15 protein-coding genes and 1 pseudogene are annotated in these 17,391 nt (G+C 58.8%); 9 read left to right on the top strand and 7 right to left on the bottom strand.

Translation table 11 applies throughout. The features are described from left to right. Window positions 1–455 precede the first annotated feature (455 nt). From FBZ93_RS39235 to FBZ93_RS39245, 3 genes are all read right to left on the bottom strand, one after another. Window positions 456–692 carry a cupredoxin domain-containing protein gene (locus FBZ93_RS39235; RefSeq protein ID WP_146993062.1) on the bottom strand — a complete coding sequence of 79 codons (237 nt, stop codon included), beginning with the start codon at window positions 690–692 and terminating at the stop codon, window positions 456–458. A gap of 329 nt (window positions 693–1,021) precedes the next feature. Further along, window positions 1,022–2,824 (bottom strand): patatin-like phospholipase family protein, encoded by a 1,803-nt coding sequence (locus FBZ93_RS39240; protein WP_146993063.1) that lies wholly within the window; start codon window positions 2,822–2,824, stop codon window positions 1,022–1,024. Between the two features lie 27 nt (window positions 2,825–2,851). Next, window positions 2,852–4,456, bottom strand: a complete 1,605-nt coding sequence (locus FBZ93_RS39245) for a peroxidase family protein (protein ID WP_146993064.1) — start codon at window positions 4,454–4,456, stop codon at window positions 2,852–2,854. Between the two features lie 212 nt (window positions 4,457–4,668). Here FBZ93_RS39245 and FBZ93_RS39250 point away from each other — a divergent pair, with 212 nt between their 5' ends. The 4 genes from FBZ93_RS39250 (at window position 4,669) to FBZ93_RS39265 (ending at window position 7,613) form a co-directional block, all read left to right on the top strand. Further along, on the top strand, window positions 4,669–5,133 hold the full coding sequence (locus FBZ93_RS39250) for a hypothetical protein (protein ID WP_146993065.1): 465 nt from the start codon (window positions 4,669–4,671) through the stop codon (window positions 5,131–5,133). Window positions 5,134–5,205: 72 nt separating this feature from the next. Next, the gene (locus tag FBZ93_RS39255) at window positions 5,206–6,576 is read left to right on the top strand and encodes a Dyp-type peroxidase (protein ID WP_146993066.1); all 1,371 of its coding nucleotides are present in this window, start codon (window positions 5,206–5,208) and stop codon (window positions 6,574–6,576) included. 58 nt (window positions 6,577–6,634) lie between these two features. Continuing rightward, on the top strand, window positions 6,635–7,084 hold the full coding sequence (locus FBZ93_RS39260) for a hypothetical protein (RefSeq protein WP_146993067.1): 450 nt from the start codon (window positions 6,635–6,637) through the stop codon (window positions 7,082–7,084). Further along, on the top strand, window positions 7,077–7,613 hold the full coding sequence (locus FBZ93_RS39265) for a hypothetical protein (RefSeq protein ID WP_146993068.1): 537 nt from the start codon (window positions 7,077–7,079) through the stop codon (window positions 7,611–7,613). The genes FBZ93_RS39260 and FBZ93_RS39265 overlap by 8 nt, the downstream gene beginning before the upstream one ends. A gap of 245 nt (window positions 7,614–7,858) precedes the next feature. Here the strand turns inward: FBZ93_RS39265 and FBZ93_RS39270 are convergent, their stop codons facing one another. Together FBZ93_RS39270 and FBZ93_RS39275 are read right to left on the bottom strand one after the other, a co-directional pair. Next, complete coding sequence (locus FBZ93_RS39270) at window positions 7,859–9,751, bottom strand: ParB/RepB/Spo0J family partition protein (RefSeq protein ID WP_146993069.1); 1,893 nt, start codon at window positions 9,749–9,751, stop codon at window positions 7,859–7,861. A gap of 283 nt (window positions 9,752–10,034) precedes the next feature. Further along, on the bottom strand, window positions 10,035–10,280 hold the full coding sequence (locus tag FBZ93_RS39275) for a hypothetical protein (protein ID WP_146993070.1): 246 nt from the start codon (window positions 10,278–10,280) through the stop codon (window positions 10,035–10,037). A gap of 589 nt (window positions 10,281–10,869) precedes the next feature. On the opposite strand from FBZ93_RS39275, the gene FBZ93_RS39280 reads away from it, so the two are divergent. Continuing rightward, window positions 10,870–11,073, top strand: coding sequence for a hypothetical protein (locus FBZ93_RS39280; protein ID WP_146993071.1), 204 nt, complete (start codon window positions 10,870–10,872; stop codon window positions 11,071–11,073). A gap of 156 nt (window positions 11,074–11,229) precedes the next feature. On the opposite strand, the gene FBZ93_RS39285 is transcribed toward FBZ93_RS39280, so the two are convergent. Next, the gene (locus FBZ93_RS39285; RefSeq protein WP_146993072.1) at window positions 11,230–11,526 is read right to left on the bottom strand and encodes a hypothetical protein; all 297 of its coding nucleotides are present in this window, start codon (window positions 11,524–11,526) and stop codon (window positions 11,230–11,232) included. A gap of 479 nt (window positions 11,527–12,005) precedes the next feature. Here FBZ93_RS39285 and FBZ93_RS39290 point away from each other — a divergent pair, with 479 nt between their 5' ends. From FBZ93_RS39290 to FBZ93_RS39310, 4 genes and pseudogenes are all read left to right on the top strand, one after another. After that, window positions 12,006–12,272, top strand: coding sequence for a hypothetical protein (locus FBZ93_RS39290; RefSeq protein WP_208764126.1), 267 nt, complete (start codon window positions 12,006–12,008; stop codon window positions 12,270–12,272). A gap of 418 nt (window positions 12,273–12,690) precedes the next feature. Beyond that, window positions 12,691–13,260, top strand: coding sequence for a helix-turn-helix transcriptional regulator (locus FBZ93_RS39295; protein ID WP_146993073.1), 570 nt, complete (start codon window positions 12,691–12,693; stop codon window positions 13,258–13,260). Between the two features lie 1,001 nt (window positions 13,261–14,261). Further along, window positions 14,262–14,405 (top strand): annotated as a pseudogene (locus tag FBZ93_RS41630) (insulinase family protein); the annotation flags it as partial. Between the two features lie 753 nt (window positions 14,406–15,158). Further along, window positions 15,159–16,037, top strand: coding sequence for an MBL fold metallo-hydrolase (locus tag FBZ93_RS39310; protein ID WP_146993074.1), 879 nt, complete (start codon window positions 15,159–15,161; stop codon window positions 16,035–16,037). A 235-nt stretch (window positions 16,038–16,272) separates the two neighbouring features. Here the strand turns inward: FBZ93_RS39310 and FBZ93_RS39315 are convergent, their stop codons facing one another. Then, the gene (locus FBZ93_RS39315; protein WP_146993075.1) at window positions 16,273–17,316 is read right to left on the bottom strand and encodes an oxidoreductase family protein; all 1,044 of its coding nucleotides are present in this window, start codon (window positions 17,314–17,316) and stop codon (window positions 16,273–16,275) included. Window positions 17,317–17,391 lie beyond the last annotated feature (75 nt).

Here is a 17,391-nt window from a genome sequence, read left to right on the forward strand (position 1 = left end):
ACCGCCTCAGCGTCGCGTTGTTTCCGCAGAAGGCTGACGTAACCTTTATTGTGGGTTTATGGGGCGCTCGGAGGGCGTTCGCATTTCGTGCGATTTCAAAAGCGTACATGGGTGGGTGAAGAAGCAGAGTACGTTTCCCTGCTTTGAAGATCAAAGTTGGCTCGCGCCACATCGTTCACCGAACGCTCGCTTCAAAGGGAGCGCCCTAAGACCAACTCATAAGCTTTCTGCAATTTCCCTATCAGTCCGCCCAGGCATGAAAGCTTATCAGTAATCACTGGTTGCATGGATCGTGTCCCAGAGCATCGTGCGGCTGGCGGTGGGACTGCGTTCGCGGTGAGAGCACGTTCGGTCGCCCGAATGCCTGCTTCGAGTATCGCAAGTCCTTGCTTCGGTGCTCATCCTTAATACCACCTGATAGAGCAGGCCGCGCTGCCCGGGTCGTAAGTTTATCTCTATTTCCGTTCCTGAGAGGTTGCGTTCAAACGCTTGTTGAAGCTAATTACGACGCGGGCAGATTGGCCTTGATCTAGTTCTCCCGTATCGAATGACTTTCCATCGTCGGAAGTGGCGGAATGCGGCCTGTTATCTTCATTCAGCCACCAAATAGAATCTCCTGCCGAGACTAGGGTATCCGGGCCGTCGCCTTCATATCCGTTGGCCGTAATAATCACCGCATACACCTTCGGCATTTCTCTCTCCTATGATTCGGCAGCAGGCCAAGAACGATAGAGAAGCGCCACTCTCAAAAGCGGCGGAAATAGGCCTAAGTTCGTACGCCTTGAGACATGTTGGCCGGCATACGTAACGTCACGACAGCGCCACCGGTTGCAAGGAGAACCGTGGACGGGTTGGATGCGAAAAGACTTTAGGTTGGATCACATCATCCAAGATCCTAGCGGTACCCAGAGCTGGCGACAGGCACAGCGGAAGGCCCCGTCCGACAAGCCCAACCGATCATGACGGTCTGGTTGCAGGTTCGAGTCCTGCCGGGCCCACCAGTAAGTCAACGGACTTGATGCTAACGCCCCGGTTCTGACCCAGACAGAGCCGGAGACGCTTTGGCCGGGCCGTCATCAGGGAATGACTCGCGCAGTGCGTCCAGCGCCTCGCCGATCATATTTGTCGTCTTGTTGTTCAGCACCTCGGTGCCGTACATCTTGGCCCCTTTCTTCGCAATCCACGAGAAGACCCCGAGCCCGCTCGTGAGTTCGGCAAGATCGACATCGACAAGAATATCCGTGACCTTCTCGACCCGCTTGCGGATCGCCGGCCGCAGCGGCTCCAGAATGTCACGCGACGGCCTCGGGATTTCTCCGGCTGGTATCTCGATCGGCTGCATCATTCGCTTCGTGAGCGGAATGATCGGGTAGCCGATCTCCTTGTCATTCGCGCCTTGGCGAAGCACGAACTTTTTGGCCTCCAGCGTCCGGTCATCTTCGGGAGCGAGCGTTTTTGTGACCTGGCTGGCCTCCCGCACGATCCAGTCTGCCGGGAGCTCGCGTCCGCCGAAGATGGCGTGGCTCTTGGGAAGGCCGAAATTCCAGCGCAGGAACGCCTGCGCATTTCGTCGTCCGAGAAGATAATCGTGACGGCGAAAGCTTTGATCGAGGAAGCCGCTGAAGCCTCCAAGGGCGCCGCTGGCGATGGGATATTTCGGGGCTGGGCCGTTGGCGTTCGTCCGTTCGGGTGAAATGATGAACCTGGCAAAGTTGGTTTCGTTTCGCGCCTTGGCCAGTTCTTCAGGCTTGAAGCGCGCCTGGTTGATCAGCGCCGAAGCCAGGCTCGGCAGCACGCTGGCGAGCGTGCCGATCGTCCTGTCGTTCTCGTAGACCTGGTAGTTCGGGAAGGGCGCGACCAATACCACGGCCTTGTCGGCGACGATCCCATCCGGTTTCTCGGTACCGCCACCGGTCAGGAAGCGGCGCGCTTGCTCCAGCGGTTCATTGTTGATCGTGCCGCCGTCGACCGCCCAATATTTGAAAGGACCGTCCGCCGGAAAACGCGAATCCGGAGGGATGATGACAAACCTTCCCGCAGCATCGACGGTGCCAACCGTGCTGATTGTCCTGAGTTCGCTCGCGAGCCGCTCAATCGCCCGCGGCTTGAGGCCGACAGGAAACGCGCCGGTCGCCAGCGCCGCAGCCTTGAAGAATCCCCAGTTGCGAGCACCAGTCGAGCCTACGTCCAGATAGGGCGCTCCATCCGCAGGATCGACTGCCGACAGCCGAAAGGCGCCTACATCGGCATGGTTGAGCATGCCGAACGCATCGCGCGGATCGGCCCCGATGAGACTGAAGGAATACGGCACGCCGCGCAGATTGGTCAGCGTCATCATCACCTGAAGCGCAGGCCCATTGGCCCGCCCAACCCAGGGCCGCCGGAGCGTTGGTCCATCGATGTTGAATGCGTTCGCCAGGATCTCGTCGAGAACATTGCTGCATAGCACCGACGACAAGCCGTCGACCTTACCTTCAAGGTCCTTCGTCTCGAGCAGCCGCGCGATGGAAATGTCCGTCACCCAGCTGGCGTAAAGCCGATTCTCGCCCTTCGGCGGCGGCGCGACGCCCGGCCAGACGTGAGAAATCGGTTTGAACATGTGCAACGCGGCCATGCCGGCCGTCATTCCGCCGGCCGAGGCACCGGCCAGCACCGGAACGTAAACATCGTGCGTTGGGCCATCCCACCCAGGCTTGTCCCTTTCGGCGCAATAATCGTCGAGCGCTTCGATGATGAAATCCATGACACCAGCGGAGTAACAACCTGCCGAGATCGCTCCCGCAAGCACAAAACCGATTTCGAACGCCGGCTTTTCGGGCGCCATGGCAATACTCCGATTTGGTCGTCTCAATCAGGCGACTGACAGATGTGTCGGGAGGTCCATCGAGATGCGCAGGCCCGCCGTGCCGTTCGGAAGGTTCCGGTCAGCCAGATCGCGCAACGAAGATGTCTTGGCAATTGAAGCCCAACCTGCGGGCGAAAATGTCTCTTCCTTGAAAACGTGCGGCGAAAGCAAGGGATTGGTGAGTGCGTGCGAAAAGGCATCCAACGCGACCATGCGCCCGATCAACGGCGGGACTGCCGAACGCTCCGGCGGATCCTCGGCGAAGAGGCCGACGAAAAATTCGACCCGCTCGACATCGTCGGCGTAAAGTCGCTTCAGGGCGGCGACGACCTCGGGATCTCCGCTAATCTGTTCGAACCGGGTCACGCGCGGGTACTTCATTCTTTCGCGGTAGTCGTTGTAGGACGCCAGGCGGTTATCGCGCCCCTGTTTCAGGCTGGCGACCTCGACCGGCCGAAGGAATTCGGCGGTATTGAACAGTCCGAGACGCCAGACCTGCGATTTGCTGGCGCTGTCGAGCGCAATTCCCAGCCCATCTCGCAACAAGGGCTGATTGCCGAAGCGAGCTCCGCCGATCGGCATCGGAGCGCCGTTCCAGACGGCCGTTTCCGGCACCAGGCTGTGCCAGCGATAGAGCAGGTTGAACTCGACCGGAATCCAGTTCTCGCGATTCCAGCCAGCGGTGTAGCACGGCGAGGGGTCGCTCAGCAGCCTGAACCAATAGGGAGAGATGTGATTGATGTATTCTTCGACGACAACCTTGATCAGCTGAACCACGCTGACATTTCTGGCCGTCTGAAAAACGCGCTCATCGTCCCAGCCGGGGTTCGCGGCCTCGATGACGCCGCACAAGCGATTGTGTTCGCGCAGGAACAGCGTATTGATCGCGGCCGTGAAGAGCGTCGAGTTTGCCCGTTCCCCGCCAAATGCGAAAAGCGTCGCCTTGCGGTCGACGGGGAGGCTGTCCGGCATCTTCATCGGCGCGGGCAGAGCGTCGAACCTCGGGATGCGGACGCCGTGGTCGTCGAACAAGCGAGGCGCCCACTCCTCGCCGCCGACGATCTCGGACAACAACCTGCCGCGCTTGCCGGGTCCGTTATCGAGAGTCCGCAGCGCGTGCTGCACGTCGTCAGTAAGTCCGTAGAGCTGACCCAGATCGATCTGATGGCTGGTCGTGGTCCGGCGGGTGTCCGAAGCGGACGTCATCATGAAGCCGTCGGTGAACCACTGCGCAAACGTCGGAAACAGCAACGTGGACTTATCCGACAGTCGTGGACCTGATGCCCGGGTCACATAAAGATACGCGAAATCGTCGACGGGGGGCAGGTTCGGCATGTCTTTCGGCGGCAGATAGCGGGAGAACCACGTGCGTTCCGTCAGCGAAGACCAGGAGGGATAGTCCGCCATCGTGCTCAAAAGCAGCGGCCGAAACGGCGCCTTGCTGACCGCATCGTTCACGATGACGCGGTTGACGATCCTGCTAAGCCAGGGGAGTCGATTGACAAATCTCCAAAAAGGCCGGCCGTGCGTCAGAAGAAAACTCTCAATCTTGTTGCGCAGGCCATCCCTGCTCGTATCGCGCTGCGCAATGGATTCTGGCGTGGGTCCCATACAGCACCGTCGTGAAATGAAGCCTGAGGGCATCTCGGCAAGTGAATAAAAAATGCAGGGCATTGTCGCAGCTCAATACAACCTTGAAAAGTGCTCCCGGATAAAAAAAATCTAGGGATGCTCTGGCGCCGGACAGCTTCCTGTCATAGAGTTTCGATATTGGTTCTTGAATTCGTATCCACTGACAGCAATTTTTAAGGTGAGGTGCCCAGATGGCCCACGCATTGAATCTCTTCGTCCCGATCCTGCAAGATGCCGAGAGCCAAAAGCTGCTCGCTGATATCGAAGCGAATTTCGCGACGCGCGATCAGCCACTGATCGAAAAGGCCGCCAGGGAGTCGCAGATCCTTCACTTCCTGCGGGTGCTTATCACGCTTGACCGAAAATACTTCGTCGTGCTCACCGAGTACGATGGCAGTCATGAGGAATATGCCGAGTTTTTCCGGCTGAACCTTCCGGATCTCTTCAAGCAGATCTTCACGCTCGCCAATGGCCCGGGATCCTGGGACCAGGTGAATAACGAGAAGACCTTCTTCGAAGCATCCAAGAAATTGCAAATCAGGTCGCTGGGCAACTCGGTGTATGACGAGAAGGATCCTTGGGGGCAAACGGACGGATATCTCTTCCACGCCTACGGTCCTCGCACCGTGAAACAGATCCTCCCCCTGCTGAAATAAAACGGCCGCGCTACGGCTGCGACGACGCAGCCGCATGCGGCCAAGCGCGGGCAGCCGGGATCTGGTGACACCATGGCCCCTTTAAGTCGCGACAACGTCCAATCCCTGCTGCTCGGGTCGAGCCTGCATCCGATCACCCGACACCTGCTTTTCCAGGTGAAAAAGAAGGACGGGGGACGTCAATTCCTGTCGGACCTGTTGCCGTCCGTGTCCAAGGGAGATCCCGCTGCCCTGGGCGCCGCTCCTCTCCTCAACATCTCGCTGAGCTGGAACGGACTTCTCGCGCTGGGCGCCTTTGATACGATGGGCGACGAGGCCGCCGCCGCGTCAGCTTTCTATCTGTTCAACGAACCGCCGCTCTCGGAATCGCTGCGCGCGTCAGGCGCCAGCACGCCCGCGAATTGGTGGAAGAAGCGTTTCCTGAGCACCGACATACACGTCATCGTGCACCTCAGCGTCAGCTCCGAGGACGATCTACGGGATGTGACCACCCGTGTGAGGACAGCAGCTGAGCGCGCCGACCTGCTGGAGCTTCTCACCTCGGCCGAGGGCGAACCGATCACGGGTCGCGCGGTCAACGGGTTTCGGCTGCATTTCGGTTACCGGGACGGCATCTCGCATCCCTCGGTGGATTGGGACAACGATATCCCCACTGGCGGTGCTCTTCCCCGAGGCGACTTTGTGCTTGGCTATCCGTCGCCGCACTACTCGAGCTACCCGGACAAACCGCCGTTCAGCGATTTCGTGCGCGATGGGTCGTTCATGGCATTCATGATGCTGTATCAGGATGTCGCGGCCTTCAACCGCTTTCTGCGCGAAAACGCGCCAAAGGTCGCACCGACATTGCCGCAAGCGGACGCAGAGGAGTACTTGGCCGCGAAGATGATGGGGCGATGGCGCGACGGCTCGCCGTTGATGCTATCTCCGGAACGGCCCGACGGGACAGCCGCACTACGCGATGACTTCGACTACACCGATGATCCCCAGGGCATCAAGTGTCCGTTGGCCGCGCACATTCGCGTGGCCAACGCGCGTCACCAGCCGCTGAACGATGTGAACAAGACACTGTTTCCGGGCGGCTATCCGCGGCTCCTCCGGCGCGGCATGCCATATGGCCCTCTCCTCGACGGCGAGCAGGACGATGGCGTGGATCGCGGCCTTGTCGGCATGTTCCTGTGCGCAAATCTCAACAAGCAATTCTACACCATCATGCGCTGGCTGGGCCGGACGGACTTCAGTCCGGTGTTTCCCGATCAAGTCGGCCAGGATCCGCTGACAGGAAACAGCTCCTTCCCCGGCGCATCGTCCGATTTCAGCATTCCATCACAGAATGGAACGTCCACGACGGTGAAGAGAGTCACCGATTTCGTGCGCATCGAGGGCGTGGCCATTCAGCTGCTGCCGAGCTTGACCACTTTGCGAAACGTGGCCGCATTCGGCTAGCTGCATGCAATAGCGTAGGCCATCCTCGCCGAACATGCGGCCGACAAGGAACACCTCGATGCCGTTCGATCTTGAGTCGTCTCTGAAGCTCGCGGGCGCGGGTCTCGCCGCAGCCGGCCTCTTCTTTACCGGCTACCAAATCCGTGAGACGAATCGCACGCTGGTGTTTACGACTGAGCAGGGCATCTACAAGGAATCCCGCGACATCCTGCGGTTCCTTGCCGACAACCCCGGTGCTCTGATTGCGGCCCAGTCCGAGGATGTTTCGACGCACGATGCCAAAGAACGCGCAAAGTTGTCGTCACAGATCGGCGTGCTGCTCAATTTTTACAACGCTACACTCGTCGAGAGAAACTCCGAATACATCTCTCCGGAGTTCCGCAAGAGCTTAGTCGCCGACTTTTGTATTCTCGCCAAGTTACCTCAGATCAGCAAGCGTTTGCCGGATAAGCCGAACCAGCCGTTTCAGACGCTCGCGCAAATCAAGCGGAGCGACTGTAATGGATAGGCGGACGGTAGTAATCGCTGGCCTCACCTTCGTCTTCCGTAGCACCACGTCCGCGCAAGCCGAGTTCATCGGCAATGCCTATGGAGGTCAAGCCGAAGACGCCACACGCTCCGCGGCAGCGCACGCGTTCACGGGACACCAGAATTTTTACGCGGCCATGGCGCAACTTGAAAAGCGTACTCCTGGTGAAGCCAAAGGACTTTTCTCGAAATCGGCGGCGGAGTTTCGTGCTAGCCGAGAGGAATATGCGCGTGCGGCTCCCCTTCTAAAGGGAAAGCCGTTTGACATGTCCCGCCTTCAGCCGCCCGAGCAGCAATTGCTTCTTCAGTTCCTCGGTCCCTTCAAGGCGACAGCCACTTCCGATCAGGCTGATATGCTTCAAGCATTTGCCGACTCCTTCGTGCAAACGGCCAGCAATGTTGAGAGCGCGAGTTCTGAAATGACGTTGGCGAGATTCCGTCAAATACAAGTCGACATCAACCGTCAGATCGTCGTGGGAACTCTGATCTCGCGGGGTCTGGGGCGTTAGCGGCTTCAGCGACGAAGGTTTGATACGCCGAGGTCTAATATAACGCGCTCGATGGTCCATCGATCGGCAGCGTCGACCTCGGTCCGCATGGCGCCATCCTGGATGATCGAGGCGAACATCTTCGCCGACTGGCATGAGCGGCTTGCTCGTCCTGGAGCAGATGCCGCTCAGGACAAGGTGGCAATGAACGCTAGGCGCGCAAAAAGAAGACCGCTTGCGCGGCCCTCCTTCCTGCCCACGGCGGCTTACGCCGCAACCTGATCTGGTCGCAGTAAAGCCGGAAGCCAGCCCTTGCCAGCAAGGGCAGCCTCTGCCGCCTCGGCCATGGCCTGCTTCTTCATGCGAACGATGGTGTCGGCGGCTTGTGCCGATACGCCTTCCCGCATGGCCTCTACAATGCGCTCCTTGCTGACGCGACCGAAGTAGCTGCCAGCGGTCGGCTGCCAGTAGGCCGTCATATCGAGCCGAACCTCATGAGCCAGGACGGCTGCATGGGCTTCGGACACGCTGCCCAGCTGACGGGGGTTGCGGATCGCATTGGCGGTCAACGACACGCAATGCGCCAGAAGCCCAAGACGCTCCGCATCCGAAAGCTCGTGCAGGAACGTCCACAACGCTTCCGCCTCCTGCGGCAGTCGCTTGGCCCATGCCGCATGGCGCTCGGCAGTCTGCCTCTCTGCAACGCTCTCGTCGATGCCGGGAGCATGACCCGAAAGCCACGCGCTTCTCGGCGTGATCTCAAGGCATGAACCTGCGCTGCCTCGGAAGAAGGTCGCCAAGGCCAGCGCATGCACAAGGGCCAGCAGAGCCGTCGCCGGATGCTGCGCCAGCTCATTGCGGAGAGCGGACGTGCGGTAGGCGGTCAGTTCAGCAATCAGCTTCTCGGACAGCGGCGTGGGACCATCGGCGTCTTCGGCCGGACGCTGTCCCGCGTCATCCTCGGCCTTGGCCTTGGACTTCGACTCATCCTCGGCGCGGACAAAGCCGCGCTCGATGCGCACCGAGCCGTCACCCGCAAGGGTAACAAACGCTCCCGCCCGAGCGATGTCCTTCGCCTTGTATTCCTCGCGGCGCAGAGCCTCGATGGCCGCCTCGATCCGTCCAAGCTGCTCTGCCGCTTTGGCGGGCATCTCGTCGTCATGCTGGTGCTTCTCGCACAAGGCATCGTACCGCGCTTGCAGGCTTTGAAGCCGCTTGCGTTCCGCCTTGGAGAGCGGCAGAGGCTTGGCGTACACGCGGCGCATACGAGCCCAAGCCGCGCGATCAAGCTCGATGTCGGCAACGATCCAACGCCACCCTTCCTCGGCGATCTCAGCGGCAATGCCCTGTAGCTTCTCGCGCACAAGCCGATGTAGAAGGTCGGCATCGGCAAAGAAGCCGCCACCTTCTTGGTCGAACAGATCGCGGATGATCGTACCGCCCGCCCGAGCGTAAGCTTTGGCACCGATGAACATGGCGCAGCGGTCGTCCGATCGCACCTGCCCTTCGCTCAAGGCACGAAGGATAGACTGGCGGCTGCGTTGAAAAGCAGGTAACTCATTCCACACGCGCTCCTGCCGCTCGTGATCCTCGGTGATCGCAAACGCGGATAGCTGGTCGAGAGTCATGTCACCCTTCCGGTAGAGGTCGCGCAGCTTCGGGCTCACCGCGCCAAGCTTGAGGCGCTGCCGGACCACGGCTGCCGTGACACCGAACCGCGCCGCGATGTCCTCGGCGCTCATACCGTCCTCGTCGTGCAACTTGGCAAAGGCCTCGTACTGGTCTGCGGGATTCATGGGGCTGCGCACGGAATTTTCGGCAAGGCTGATCTCGGTCGCGCTGTGCTCGGTATCGAGAATGCAGCGGATCGGTTCGTCGGGCTTGATCTCCTTGCGCTTGGCGCGAAGCAACTGCGCCAGACGGCGGCCTTCACCGGCATTGACCAGATAATAACCGGTTGGCTTCTCCTTCGGTCCGACCTCGGGCTCCACCACCGGATATTGCAGCATGCCGATGGCGGCGATGCTGGCGGCCAAGGCTTGAATGTCGGCCTTGGTGTGCGGCACCTGCCTCACGTTCTTCGGCGACTTCTTCAGCTTGTTCAACGGCACAAACATGATGCTCTTGTTCGAGTCGGCGATTTTACGTCTGTCACTCATGATTTCTCTCCCTAAGGGTTAGGGTTCAGCGCAAGGAACGCGCATGAACCCCTGCCCGTCGGCGAGACCGGGTGAGGGGGAGCAAGACGAAAATCGGGAGGGGGGACCGCCCGGTCTGCAGCGACCGGAGGGAGTGAAGATCGGGGGATACCGATTTTCTTCGTGCTGGGGGTGCCAGGGCAGAGCCCTCGCATCCCCAACTCAAATTGAGAACTTGTCGCTCCGCGACACGATCATCCTTGAGCGAGGGATGCGCGCTTCTGCAGGTCCTCGCAACGCTTGATCAGATCGTCGAAGTCTCGGCATTGTCGGGCAGGACACCGTCATCGGCCATTTTCTTGTAGTCGGCTTCGACTTCGTTGCCTTCCTCGCCCTCGGCTTGCTCCTGCGGCATATCCTCGGGCCGCAGATAGCCGCGCTCGATGCGGGCTTCGACACCGACAAGACGGCCCTGCGGCCCCCAATAGATACACGGACTGGAAAACAGGCGAGATCGCGACGACAGGCTCAAGAAGCTCGTAGCGTTCACACGGGGTCCTGACGCTTGAGGTCGCTTTCGACATGCGAGGTGCCGCGTATCGCTGCCGCGTCGCTCGATTGTCAGGAGCCGCGCATCGCGCGCACAGGCTGCGCATGCCCTGACACGGCGGAAAGAAGCAGCGCCACATCTTCACAGCGAATGACCGAGGATATCTGCAGCGTGAGCGCTGGGCGGCGCCCCAGATATCGCTGAACGCTTCGTCCGGATCCGGTTTATCCTCAACCTGCATATCAAATGCTCATCGAATATGAACAAGCGCGCCGCGCCAATTTCACGATCAAATACGCGGCCGCCACGCAGTCAGCAGGTACACGTCGTTCAGGCTCGCAGATTTCGTGAGCTTGCAAAAAATGCGCTGCCAAAGCCGGCGCATACCAAGAGAATGGACCAATTTACCCATTCGCCGTATGTCCCAAATGGGATAATGCGGCGACCAATGTGTGCAGCCGAGGAGCCAACGGATTGGCCGCACCGACCGGCGCGGGCAAATAGACCGGACAATCATCCTGGAAAACGTTTCGTCCGAGAACCAGACTTATGTTAAGGATTTTTGACGATACGCAGCGTGAGACCGGAGATGAGGCTTAGCGACGTGACTTGTTCTGAGTGCGGCGCTGGCTTCCGCCGCCTTGAATTGTGGTCGCTGGCCGGCCAAAAGGGAGAATATCGCTGCCCGGCCTGCAATAGTTCGGTGGAAGTCTTCGACGGCACCAAGCTGATCGCCTACCGGCTTACGATCGAGCCATCCGTTCGATCGATCGTTAAAGCCATGCGCGGTTGAGGCCGCCACGCTCAAGGGGCCGTGCATTTCTACCCATTATTGGTGAATAACGTCCCGGCAAATTCCCCGAGAAACGCGCTACCCGCGTTTCGATGTTTGCGGCTTGCATCCCGGCGCCGTGAATTGCCTCGATCAAATCAGGGCGTTTGCAAACATTCACTGATCAGATTGCATACTCACCAAAACATCCCCGGCGATGATCTCGGGATTACCAAGATGAAGATCATGCAGATTTGCTTGAACAAACTCCAATACCTTGGCGTTGGCCGCGTTGGCGCTTTCGCGATCCTCAAAGATCATCACGGCGAGACCGACCCCATTGCCTCCGTCCAGGACGTAATACGATCGGAAGCCACGGGATCCTTTCAAGATCTGACCAATGCCGCTTTTCGTGCGGCGAGCGGCATCCGCGACGGAGCGAACCTTGGTGTACTTGCGAATGACCATGTACATTGAATCACCAGCCGTCTCAGTTACATCTGCTCATCAAAGCACATCGCGCCACTGCTGGACTAGATCGCCCCCCGCGATCGCGCGAATTGCGGCGGGCATATTCCCTGCCAGGCCAGGCCGCTCCTCTTGCCGGCAGATCGTCAGCTGACCGATCCGGTCCTCCTGTGGCGAATGGTTTCCGACATGCTTGCACTCCAAACCGCGCGCCACGATGCAAGCGCACCCACCCCAGTTATGGGCTGCAACCGCGACCGGCTCGCTGTTACGACAAGAGCTGCGGCCTGTCCGTGGTCGTTTGGACGCTTCAACCGGCCGCACATTTTTTCGTACGTTACGTACAATAGACACACACTCCGCAGTCACAAGGCCCTTTGACGCGCTGCCGATAACATGCTCATAAGCGATCAGGATCTGCTACCTTCCGGCAAGTCCCACATGGGCAGGAAGGATCCTTAGAGTTCCGGACGAGAACCCCGCCGATGATCAGCGAAACGTTGGCCGCCCTGCGCATCAGTCGCAACCGGATCCACCATTATCGGCGTTTGCTCAAAGCTGCACGGACGGAGCTTGGGCGCAAGGACACCGAAAGACGCCTGGCTGAAGAACGGATTGGTTTCGAGGAGCTCGCAGCTCGCATCTTTCCAATGAGCTTTACGATGCCACACTCCCTCAGCGGCAGCCGTTCATCGGAGGCTGAGCAAGGGACGCCGCCATATCGTCGAGAGCGGTCGGATTTCTGCACTTAGCGGCGTGGCCCGCCGCCGATCCGGCTTTTTTGCGTGGCATTCCGAGCGAGAAAAAAGCCATGGTCGTCGTCCGGCGCGTTTTTGGATGAGCTCCGCGATGAATATCAGCGCCAGAATGAGAAAGTTCGCTCGATGTATGCGCATCCAGCACAACGTAGCGTGGTCCTGTGGTTCCACGAGATGATATATCGGGCTTGGCCGAGCACGTAAGGCGTTGAATGGATAAACTCGCCCGGCACCTTTCGATTTGAAGTCGAGTGCGACGACATCCGCACGCAATTTGAAACGGTTCGGAATTTCTTTGTAGCATATCTCAAATGGGACCGGTCAGTTGCAATTCACGCGGCCGTCGGCCGGTCCAAGGGAAAGTCTATTTTGCCCGAGCGAAATGCGCATCGCTCGTGGGGAACGGGCCGGCATGATTGATGCGCTGGATCTCTTGGGACACCCTGCGGTTTTGATGGATCGGAACGGCTTCATACTGGCCGTCAACGATAGCGCCTCGAAGCTTTTCGATGACGATCTTTCCGTTAAAGGAAAGCGTTTCTTTGCGGCGGACCCCCAGTCGCGAGTGAGGTTGGATCGACTGGTCAGTCAATTCCGTTTCCACTCAAGCAAAACGGGCCGGATGCCGTTGCAAACCGTGATCACCCGGCGTCTGCGCCGACCGATCGTTATCGACGCCATCGTGCAGCGTTCAGAACGCGCAAGCGACAACTCTCTGGCCGAGGGCGTCGCTCTCCTGATCCTGACCGATCTGAATGAAATGCCTCGCGTGTCGCAGGCTTCTGTGATGGAGATCTTTGGACTGACCCGCGCTCAGGCTCGTCTCGCGGCGCTGCTGGTGGAAGGAAACTCGCTGCAAGAAATTGCCCTTGATATGAAGATCTCGTCGGGGACCGTGCGCAACCATCTCAAGGCCGTCTTTTTGCGAACCGGGACGAAGCGACAAGCTGAATTGGTGTCTCTCTTGTGCCGGCTGCTATAATCTCGACCAATTCTCCTTGATGCTACCAAGGAGCCTTCGCTGGCGATCGTGGTGTTGGGAGTTTCCACATACTCGAGAGATCGAAGCGCTTCTGGCATGGGCCGTTTAAAGCCCATCCCCAAGGGCGGGCGACATCGGCTGGCTTGTTTCGATCTTGAACAACCGTGGTGTTCGCACAAGATTGGAGTGGACAGCTGCAGGTCTACGCATTTGCGTAACGGAGCCGTCTGCTCCGAAGCGATCGGCATCATTTGTGGTTGAGGTGGCGCATGTTCGAAGTTTACCTGAACGACAGGCGCGATTTCCTGGTGGTCACGCGGGGCTCATCACTCCCTGGGAGTGGGATGTTGGGCCGATGGACCGGTAGCCGTGTCGCATCTATCAAGTTGCTCATGGGACCCGCGCATCTGAAACGGGCTTCGAAAGTCTGACTGAACCGCCCAATCCAGCCCAATCAATACGGGTATCCTCGCGGAGATTTTCGAAGCTTCAGAGCACGCCGTTAGATCGTTTGATCGTCGCGGTCAGTTTCCTGGCTTTCGATATGGTGAGGGTATCGGGGAATCCAACATTGGCTCCCGGCCTCAGATTGACCATCTCTTTTCACGCGGTTCGTGGACGTTCTTCGGGAACAGGCTTATGCACTGCCTTGCGATCGAACGAGGAGCCAAGGCGGCAAGCAATTTTGTACGTTTCGTACAGACGCATCCAGCATCCGTCCCTCTTTAATGCCACCTCTGGGCAAAAAAGTCGTTGCACAGCGCGGCGGTGCGGTGCGTGGTCAGCTCGCCGACCAAGGCGGCGGAAAGGCCCCGGAAGACTTCTCCGTGAACGCCGCCATGACTTGCTCGAGGCGATCAGTTGTTCGAGATTCATCCCACCTGCGCGGTAAGGGTGAGCAGGGCACGACTGACGGCTCCGAGCTTGCGGTGTTGCGTGCCAACCGCCGCTGTGACGCCGAACCGGGAGGCGATATCCTCGACGCTCATGAAAGCGCCGTTGGCGGCCTGCGGATGCTCCGCGACGACAGAGACGAAGCCTTCGGTCTGTTGTGGATGGCGTTGACCTTACCGCATTTCAACTCGGCAGACGTCGAACGCATCCGCACACGGGTCATCCCCGATCTGCGCCGCGACACCACTGATCAACCTCAGCATCCAGCATGCGCATATACGTCACCGCATGCTTGTGGTCGTACGGCGTCAAGATGTTGTGCGCCGGCGCTTGGTCGGCAACATCGGGGGGACGTTGCGCATAGGCAGTTCTCTCACCGGATCCAGCCCGCTTTTCTTCACACGCCATTCGGGCCGATTGATGTTCTCGCAATCTGCGTTGCGCGGGGGGAGGGTCCAGGTCTGAATGGTCCCGCAGGGGTCCTGGTCGTGAGCGTCAAGCCTAGTTCGCCCTGGCAGTTCCTAATTCGGTCGTCTCAGACTGCAAGCCAAGCCGGCAATCGGCCGCGCGTTGCGCATAAGAGCCGGTAAAGATCGCGCGTTTGACCATGTAGCTCCTCGTGAGAGGAATCGCCCGTTCGGCCTAGTCACCGCTGAATGGGAAACTGGATTCGAAGGGAGCGCGAGGCACATGCTTGTGCTCCGAAGGTACCACCCAACAAACGGAGCAATCCGGCGTGAGCTCATTCGATCCGGCATTCAAAGTTGTATCGTTGGGATCGGTAAAATAATATCGCGTCAATGCTGGTCAGCGCGCTCCGAGATTTGCATGGCGCGCCAAATGGGCGATGCAACCCTCGACAGCCCTCCTGCTCCAACTCGAGGAGTTTCTTCAGTCGCTCGCTTGCTTGATGACGCAGATCAAAGCGAGATCGCCGATGTTGGAAGAGTTTCACGTAATGACGCAGCCGATTGTCAAATCGCACATCTCCACGGAGATCCAGGATGAATAACGAAGTCACGTGTAAGCCCGACGTGAAGGGCTTCTTCGACCCCGGTACATTCACTATCAGCTACGTGGTGTCGGATCCCGATACGCGACGAGCCGCGATTGTTGATTCAGTGCTCGACTACGATCCGAAGGCTGCGCGTACGAGCACGCAATCGGCAGATGCGATTATTGCTCACATCAAGGAGAACGGTCTCGTCCACGAATGGCACCTCGAGACGCATGCCCACGCCGACCACCTCTCGGCGGCGCCGTATCTGAAGGAGAAACTGGGCGGCCGGATCGCGATCGGCGAGAACATTGCGATCGTCCAGAGGACGTTTAAGAAGATCCTCAATCTCGAGCCGGCATTCGCCACCAATGGCAGCCAATTCGACCACCTGTTCAAGGACGGTGAGGCGTTTCGGATCGGCAAGCTCGAAGCTCGCGCCATCCACACACCTGGTCACACGCCAGCCTGTCTGACGTACCTGATCGGCGATGCCGCATTTGTCGGCGACACCCTATTCATGCCGGACTCCGGAACCGGCCGATGCGACTTCCCGGGTGGCGACGCTCACATGCTTTACCGCTCGATCCGGAAGCTGTTCGCACTTCCGGCGCAAACGAGGCTTTACATTTGCCACGACTATCAACCCGGTGGGCGCGCTCCGCTATGGCAAACCACGGTCGCAGAGGAACGCGAAAAGAACATCCACGTTCATGATGGCGTCCGCGAGGAAGAATTTGTCGCGACGCGCAACGCGCGCGACGAGACGCTCGACATGCCCCTACTGATCTTGCCTGCGGTGCAGATCAACATGCGTGCGGGTCAGTTCCCACGTTCGGAAGACAATGGAGTCAGCTATCTGAAGATACCGCTGAACCAGTTGTAGTAGTCTGTGAGGATCGCGGTTCTCAGTTCGCTGTGCCAGGTCCGCATCGCGCCCAAATGGCGGCGGGTCAATTGTGACGACGCGCGATCACACTCCCAGCTCGGATTGAAGACGTCGCCTGGGTTCGCCTTTCGCCTCGTATCCCCGCGGGGATCAGGCGCTCCGCGCCAGCTCCCGTTCCGGCAGCCAGGGGCGCACTCAGGATTGGATCAGACTTCGGGAAGCAACGTCACCATCAAACGCGCAGGCTGAGGGCCTCCCAATCCTCAATTGCACTAATACACCTGTCGAGTATCGGAAACCTATCGCCCCATTTCTTGCCCTGCGTGACGATTCCATTCACGTGGATAGCGAGCGGCGTCAGCAAATTCCACAGTAAGGCGGCCAGGAACTCCCGTCTAAAGTCCTCGTAAATCCATTCTTTAGAGCAACTCGACCTGCAGATCATATAGTGGTGATCAACCAGCTTGCTTTGTACTTTCTTCCTCTCCGAAATGTGCATGCTCGTCGCAAGGATACGCGCCACATCCAGCATTGGCGACCCTAGTTGAAGGCACTGAAAATCGATAAACCTGACAGATCGCTTCCCACGACTTGGGTAAAACTGCATGTTTTGGCAGTGGAAATCCCCATGAACAACTGTAGGGCAGGTCCCCGAAACAATTTCGGCAATTCCGTCCATGTTCTTGATCAAGAATATTGCACTTTTCTCCAATAGAGGAGGCCAAGGCCCGGCGTAGGGTAAAAGTATCGATTTGCAGTAGTCGGTAATGTGGGCCTGCGGGGTACGCCTGATCCATCCGGGTACGCGATCAGCATGCCTCAAACAGCACGCATGCAATCGGCCGATTTCAGCCAGAGCAAGCGCAACATCTCCAGCGCTGCATCCATTCAACTGGGTTATGAAGCCATCATCACCAAGATCCTCGAGGATCAACTCCATTCCCCTGCCCGATCCCCGACCACTGGCGCCGAAACATTTGGGAATGTTGATAGCTGCATCCACCGCCAAGCGGCTCTCATAAAACAAGATCTCGTTCTCAAAAATACTGAACGTTGGCGCGCAATCGCCGTCGATATATTTCACGAATACGGGCAACTGCGAGATGGCGCCACTTTCAGCATCCGTATAAACTACGTTCAGTCGCTTTATGTTGCTGAGCAAGCCATGCCCCGACGTCCTCTCCTCTACGATTTCGATGACTTCGCTGCCTGGGCCGATGGCCTTCGCGTTGCAAAGCAGCCTCGTGGTGTACTCGCGATCGGTCTCAGTGAGCATCAGTATCGTCGCCCAATAGTCTCGTGTGATCGGCGCCAGCAAATTGCGGAGAGAGATACAAACCGAGGCAAGTCG

This window comes from Bradyrhizobium macuxiense (assembly GCF_007993935.1).
In the GTDB taxonomy this organism is placed as follows: Bacteria; Pseudomonadota; Alphaproteobacteria; order Rhizobiales; family Xanthobacteraceae; genus Bradyrhizobium; species Bradyrhizobium macuxiense_A.

Bases quoted from the DNA above. Each gene is read 5' to 3' on its own strand.
- FBZ93_RS39295 (WP_146993073.1), top strand. From the start codon at position 12,691: ATGATTGATGCGCTGGATCTCTTGGGACACCCTGCGGTTTTGATGGAT.
- FBZ93_RS39235 (WP_146993062.1), bottom strand. From the start codon at position 692: ATGCCGAAGGTGTATGCGGTGATTATTACGGCCAACGGATATGAAGGC.
- FBZ93_RS39310 (WP_146993074.1), top strand. From the start codon at position 15,159: ATGAATAACGAAGTCACGTGTAAGCCCGACGTGAAGGGCTTCTTCGAC.
- FBZ93_RS39270 (WP_146993069.1), bottom strand. From the start codon at position 9,751: ATGAGTGACAGACGTAAAATCGCCGACTCGAACAAGAGCATCATGTTT.
- FBZ93_RS39315 (WP_146993075.1), bottom strand. From the start codon at position 17,316: ATGCTCACTGAGACCGATCGCGAGTACACCACGAGGCTGCTTTGCAAC.
- FBZ93_RS39250 (WP_146993065.1), top strand. From the start codon at position 4,669: ATGGCCCACGCATTGAATCTCTTCGTCCCGATCCTGCAAGATGCCGAG.
- FBZ93_RS39245 (WP_146993064.1), bottom strand. From the start codon at position 4,456: ATGGGACCCACGCCAGAATCCATTGCGCAGCGCGATACGAGCAGGGAT.
- FBZ93_RS39290 (WP_208764126.1), top strand. From the start codon at position 12,006: ATGATCAGCGAAACGTTGGCCGCCCTGCGCATCAGTCGCAACCGGATC.
- FBZ93_RS39255 (WP_146993066.1), top strand. From the start codon at position 5,206: ATGGCCCCTTTAAGTCGCGACAACGTCCAATCCCTGCTGCTCGGGTCG.
- FBZ93_RS39260 (WP_146993067.1), top strand. From the start codon at position 6,635: ATGCCGTTCGATCTTGAGTCGTCTCTGAAGCTCGCGGGCGCGGGTCTC.
- FBZ93_RS39285 (WP_146993072.1), bottom strand. From the start codon at position 11,526: ATGTACATGGTCATTCGCAAGTACACCAAGGTTCGCTCCGTCGCGGAT.
- FBZ93_RS39265 (WP_146993068.1), top strand. From the start codon at position 7,077: ATGGATAGGCGGACGGTAGTAATCGCTGGCCTCACCTTCGTCTTCCGT.
- FBZ93_RS39280 (WP_146993071.1), top strand. From the start codon at position 10,870: ATGAGGCTTAGCGACGTGACTTGTTCTGAGTGCGGCGCTGGCTTCCGC.
- FBZ93_RS39240 (WP_146993063.1), bottom strand. From the start codon at position 2,824: ATGGCGCCCGAAAAGCCGGCGTTCGAAATCGGTTTTGTGCTTGCGGGA.